Origin of the sequence: Deinococcus sp. YIM 134068 (assembly GCF_036543075.1) — a bacterium.
Lineage (GTDB): Bacteria > Deinococcota > Deinococci > Deinococcales > Deinococcaceae > Deinococcus > Deinococcus lichenicola.
The window spans coordinates 1-5,205 of the sequence record NZ_JAZHPF010000046.1 but is presented as its reverse complement, the minus strand read 5'-3'; the positions used below and the strand labels follow the sequence as shown (position 1 = coordinate 5,205).

Sequence of the window (5,205 nt, the reverse complement as noted above, 5' to 3'; positions counted from 1 at the left end):
CGGTGATGTTGCCCCTGGTTCGGGCGCGCCCTCCGGACGTAACGCTTGAACTCGGCGCTGTGGGTGGTGCGGTGGGTCATGAGGATGCCTCCTCTCTTCGAGGCTTAGCCCCTTCTCCGCCATACCGAGTTACCCTCACTTCCAGGGCCAAAACCAGCCCCACCCCCAGTACCACGGCGTCGGCAGGGCGCAGCACGTCTCGGCGGCCATGCCGCCAGAGCAGCACCGCCCCCAGCAGCAGGAACAGCAGGCCATGCCCGTGTCCCAGCAGCAGCAGGGCCGTCCCGGTCAGCACATCCACCCCCCATTCGCCAGCCGCAAGAACCGGCTCCACTCGGGCAGGCTCATTCCTGACCACTCCCAGGCATCACGCCTCGTGCGGCCTGATGACGACCACATCGCGGGGCGGGAAGATCAGCACCCGGTCGATGCGCGTCCCGTCCAGGTCCACCACCTCCAGCGTCCAGTCCTCCACCCCCGCCTGCGAGCCCACCTGCGGAAACTCCCCCAGGGCTTCGAGCACATACCCCGCCAGCGTGCTGAACTCCTCCCGGCCCTGGCGCGGCAGCGGCAGGGTGTCACGCAGGTCGTGCATCGGCACACTCCCGTCCACCAGGTAGGACCCGTCCTCCCGCCGCACGATCAGGTGCTCGTCCTCGGGGGTGTCCGCCCCCGCCAGTTCCGTCAGCAGGTCCGTGGACGTGAGCAGCCCGGACAGGGTTCCGTACTCGTCTACCGCGATGGCGAGCCGCCGGTGTCCCTCGCTCGTCAGCCGGGTGAGCACGTCCTCCGCCCAGGCGGTTTCCGGCATGTACACCACCGGGTGCAGCAGCTCGAGGAGCGCCTCGCCGGTCCGCGAGGCGCGCAGCACGTCCACCACGTTCAGTTGCCCCAGCACCTCGCCGCCCTCATCCACCGCCGGGTAGCGGTCGTGCGGGGCCGCCAGCACCTGATCGACCACCCGGCTCAGAGGCAAGGTGACGTTGATCGTCACCACGTCGTTCCAGGGAGTCATCAGCTCGCGGGCGCGGCGGTCGTTGAAGCGCAGCACCCGGTCGATGCGCTCGGTCTCACCTTCCTCTAAGCCGCCGCTCTCCGCCGCCTGGAGGGCCAGGGCACGCACGTCCTCCTCGGTGACCTTTTCCTGCGGTTCACCCCGGATGCCGATCACCCACAGCAGGCCCCGGGTGGTGGTCTCCAGCAGCCACACGACCGGACGGGCGACGAGGGAGAGCACCTGGAAGAACGGGGCCACCCGGGCGGCCAAGGCCTCCGGGTTGCGCAGGGCGATGCTCTTAGGAGCGAGTTCGCCCAGGACCAGGGAGAGGAAGGTGACCAGCAGGACGACGGCGATGGAGGCGGCGGTATCGGCGCGGTCTCCGAAGAGAGGACGCAGGAGGTCTTCGAGGGGTCCGGTGAGGCTGCCGCCGGCGAAGATGGCGCTGATTGTGCCGATGAGGGTGATCCCGATCTGGACGGTGGCGAGGAAGATGCCGGGGCGCTCGGCGAGGTCGAGGGCGCGGCGGGCACCACCGTGTCCGGCGGTGGCCTGGGCGTGCAGGCGGGACTTGCGCGCGGACATGACGCCCAGTTCGGACCCCGAGAAGAAGCCGTTGACGATCAGCAGCAGCACCAGGAGGCCGAACTCGACGAAGGGATTGCCCACCCAGGCAGTGTAAGTGAAGAGTCACAGCCATCCCCAGACCATGAGGAGAAGTTCGCCGTATGTTGAGATGTTGTTGGCGAATAGGCCGAACCTCACGGCGACGCGGCATGCTGAGACATGAGCCTGCATCCTCAGCCCATCGGCGAGATTCCCGAAGACACCGCTCGGATTGCTCGTGCGGCCTTCCGGAAGGGCAACACGATCATGCGGCTGCGTGACGAGTTCGGCACCCTCTACACCGACGCGGACTTCACCCACCTCTTTCCCACACGCGGCCAAAGTGCCCTGGCCCCCTGGCGGCTCGCCCTCGTCACGGTCTTTCAATTTTTGGAGAACCTGACGGACCGGCAGGCGGCGGACCAGGTGCGAGCCAGGATCGACTGGAAATATGCCCTTGGACTCGAACTGGCCGACGCTGGTTTCGATTTTAGTGTCCTGAGCGAGTTTCGGACACGCCTGGTGTAGGGCCAGGCCGAACACCTGCTGCTGGACAAGATGCTCACCCACTTCAAGGCGCAGGGTCTGGTGAAGGCCAAGGGCAAGCAGCGCACTGATTCGACCCACGTCCTGGCTCACGTCCGAGCCCTCAATCACCTCGAACTGGTCGCCGAGACGCTACGGGCCGCTTTGAATGAACTGGCGACTGAGGCACCCGAGTGGGTGCGCTGAATTGTTGAACCAGAGTGGTTTGAACGCTATGGACGGCCGGTGTTCGATTTTCGCTTGCCCAAGGGGCAAGCGGCCAGGGATGCCTACGCCACGACAGTCGGGAACGATGGCTTTCGTGTGCTGGCGGCTCTGGAAGCAGATGACGCGCCTACCACCCTGCGGGAGTTGCCGTGCGTCCAGACCTTGCGCTTGATCTGGACGCAACACTACGAGCGCCGAGACGGGAGTGCCCGCCTTCGGGACGGTCCGGAACTGCCGCCCTCTGCCGAACGGCCCATCTCACCCTACGAACGTGAGGCACGGGGCAGCACCAAACGGGGCTTCTGGTGGGTGGGTTACAAAGCCCACCTCACCGAAACCTGCGACGAACACGAGGTCCATCTCATCACCCAGGTACTGACGACGCCCGCGATGGTCCAGGATATCAGCTTCACCGCCGACATCCAGTCGGCCCTGGTTCACCAGGGCCTAGCCCCGCAACAACACCTGGTGGACTCGGGCTACGTGACCGCAGGCTTGTTCGCCGAGAGCTTGACACGCGGCATCGAGCTGATTGGTCCGCCACGTCCGAACACCAGTTGGCAGACCAAGGTCGAGGGTGCCTTCGATGACCGTGCCTTTTGCATCGACTGGGACGCGCGGCAGGTTACCTGCCCGCAGGGCCAGACCTCGTGGAGGTGGTACGACACGCCGGATCGGTGCAACCGCCCGGCCATTACTGTCCACTTCGACCCAAAAACTTGCATGGCTTGTCCCGTACGGTCTCGCTGTACGCGCGCCAAAAAGGGCGCGCGTGTCCTGAAACTTCACCCGCAGGAGACGCACGAGGCACTGCGTGCCGTTCAAACCGAGGGGCTGGGAAAGGTGTACAGCTTGCGCTCGGGGATCGAGGGGACCATCGCCCAGGGGACGCGCAGGTGCGGCTTACGCCGCGCCCGGTACCGCGGCTTGGTGAAAACTCATCTCCAGCATGTCGTGACGGCGGTCGCCCTGAATGCCGCTCGTGTCACCGCCTGGCTCGCTGACATTCCCCATGCCACAACGCCAACCTCTCGATTTCTGGCGCTCAAGGCCTAAATTCGCCAACAACATCTGGACATACCCCGAAAAAGTCAGCGGTACGCTGGCGAATGCCACGAGCAGAACCCAGGGAAGAAGCGGCCGAACTTCGCGGTCAAACTGGCGAAGCGAACTCCTTGCGTGAGGTGGTGCGGGAAACCGTCAAGCTGTGGCGCAAGCACCTGGAGTGACCCCACAAGCCCGGACCAGGAGGCAAGGCACTTCGCCTCGTCAGCTCGTAGGCTGACCGCACCGCGAAGGAGCCCGTATGCCCGGACGCACCCACAGCCGTGAGTTCAAGCTCAACATCGTGAATCAAGTCAACGGGGGTCAAAAGACGACTGCCCACCTTTGCCGGGAACACAGCCTCTCGCCCAGCTTGATTCACAGAGGCGCGCAAGGAGGTCGAAGCTCGTGGGGAAGTGGCCTTCACCGACGAGGTCAAAGCAGACCAGTCGCTGGAACAACGCAGTGCTAAATTGGAGCGGTTCTGCGGGCAGGTATCGTTGGAGAACACCATCCTGAAAAAGTCGCCCTGGACGTACCGCTCGAAACACGGCACTTTTAGGATCGAGGATGCGCGACTCGCGCCCAAAAGAGGTGTCGGTGCGTCGCCTGTGTGAGTTGCATGGGGTCAGCCGCTCGTGGTGCTACGAACAACAGGACCGGGAGGAGCCAGACGCCGATCAAGTTCTGTTTAAGGACACCCTCAGCCGTGGTGGTGGAGTTCAGCGGGTACAGGTATCGGCGCGTGATGCGGGACCGCCGCTTGTTGTGCCGACCCAAGCGTCGCTACCGAGCGACGACAGATTCCCGTCACAACGAGACACGCTTTCCCAATCTGCTGCCCGAGGTCGTCCCCGTGCGACCGGATCAGGTGTGGCAGGCCGATCTGACCTACGTGCGGGTCTAGCAGGGCAACACCACCCTAGCCTGCGTGCTGGACGGCTTCACCCGCGAGGTGGTGGGGTGGTCCATGTCGAAGTTCCTGGACGCGGAACTGCCCCTGGCGGCGCTCAACAATGCGCTGCAAGCGCGTTGTCCTACCCCAGGGCTGCTCCACCACTCGGACCAGGGCGTGCAATACGCCGGCTGGGTCTATGTCGACCGCCTGCGATCAGCGGGCATCACCCCGAGCATGTCGAGAACGGGCGATCCGTATGACAACGCCGAGATGGAAAGTTTTGACAAGACCCTGAAGACTGAGGAGGTCGACCTGCAAGAGTACGCCGATCTGGAGGATGCCCGACAGCACATCGATTTCTTTATTGCGGACCTCTACAACCGCCGCCGTCTTCACTCCAGTTTGGCATACGTCCCACCTGCCGAGTTCGCCGCCCGATACACTGCTGCCCAGACGTGACTTGCCCGGCGGTCCGCCCGATTGGGTCCACTCCAAACCACCGCTTGGCTTGCGCTCGCACTATGTCCTCGGGTGGGAAGTCATGCGGGAGATCATCCCATTGCGCCCCGGTACGGCTCATCCAAAATAGAGCGTTCAACACCTCGCGGAGTGGGTACTTGCGTTGCGGCGCGTCCTCAGGTATCAGAGCCAGGTACGGCAGCAGGAAGTGGTAGGTCTCGTCATCGACATCACTGGGGTAAGCGCGGCGGTTCACCCATTTATTCTGCCGAGAGCAGAGCTATCCCGGTTGATTTGGGCAACCTGCTCCCTAGCCTCTAGCTGTACTTCGGGGATATTCAGGGAGGGGACGGAGAGGCCAGCATCCGAGATGCTGGTCTCTGTGCTATGGCTCGTCCTCTTCCTCGCTGGACCCGACACTTCCCCACTTGGTTTGCGCCCTTCCTGA

At 64.1% G+C, this 5,205-nt stretch carries 3 protein-coding genes and 3 pseudogenes; 3 read left to right on the top strand and 3 right to left on the bottom strand.

What is annotated here, in order from left to right:
- Positions 1-76 precede the first annotated feature (76 nt).
- Positions 77-295, bottom strand: coding sequence for a hypothetical protein (locus V3W47_RS19545; RefSeq protein ID WP_331826913.1), 219 nt, complete (start codon positions 293-295; stop codon positions 77-79).
- A 72-nt stretch (positions 296-367) separates the two neighbouring features.
- Positions 368-1,666 (bottom strand): hemolysin family protein, encoded by a 1,299-nt coding sequence (locus V3W47_RS19540; protein WP_331826912.1) that lies wholly within the window; start codon positions 1,664-1,666, stop codon positions 368-370.
- Between the two features lie 117 nt (positions 1,667-1,783).
- Here V3W47_RS19540 and V3W47_RS19535 point away from each other — a divergent pair.
- The 3 genes and pseudogenes from V3W47_RS19535 to V3W47_RS19525 all read left to right on the top strand — a co-directional run.
- Positions 1,784-3,412, top strand: a pseudogene (locus V3W47_RS19535) (IS1182 family transposase).
- Between the two features lie 404 nt (positions 3,413-3,816).
- Positions 3,817-4,017, top strand: coding sequence for a hypothetical protein (locus V3W47_RS19530; protein WP_331826911.1), 201 nt, complete (start codon positions 3,817-3,819; stop codon positions 4,015-4,017).
- A gap of 311 nt (positions 4,018-4,328) precedes the next feature.
- A pseudogene (locus V3W47_RS19525) lies at positions 4,329-4,757 on the top strand (transposase); the annotation flags it as partial.
- A 34-nt stretch (positions 4,758-4,791) separates the two neighbouring features.
- Here the strand turns inward: V3W47_RS19525 and V3W47_RS19520 are convergent.
- A pseudogene (locus V3W47_RS19520) lies at positions 4,792-5,013 on the bottom strand (transposase); the annotation flags it as partial.
- Positions 5,014-5,205: the final 192 nt, after the last annotated feature.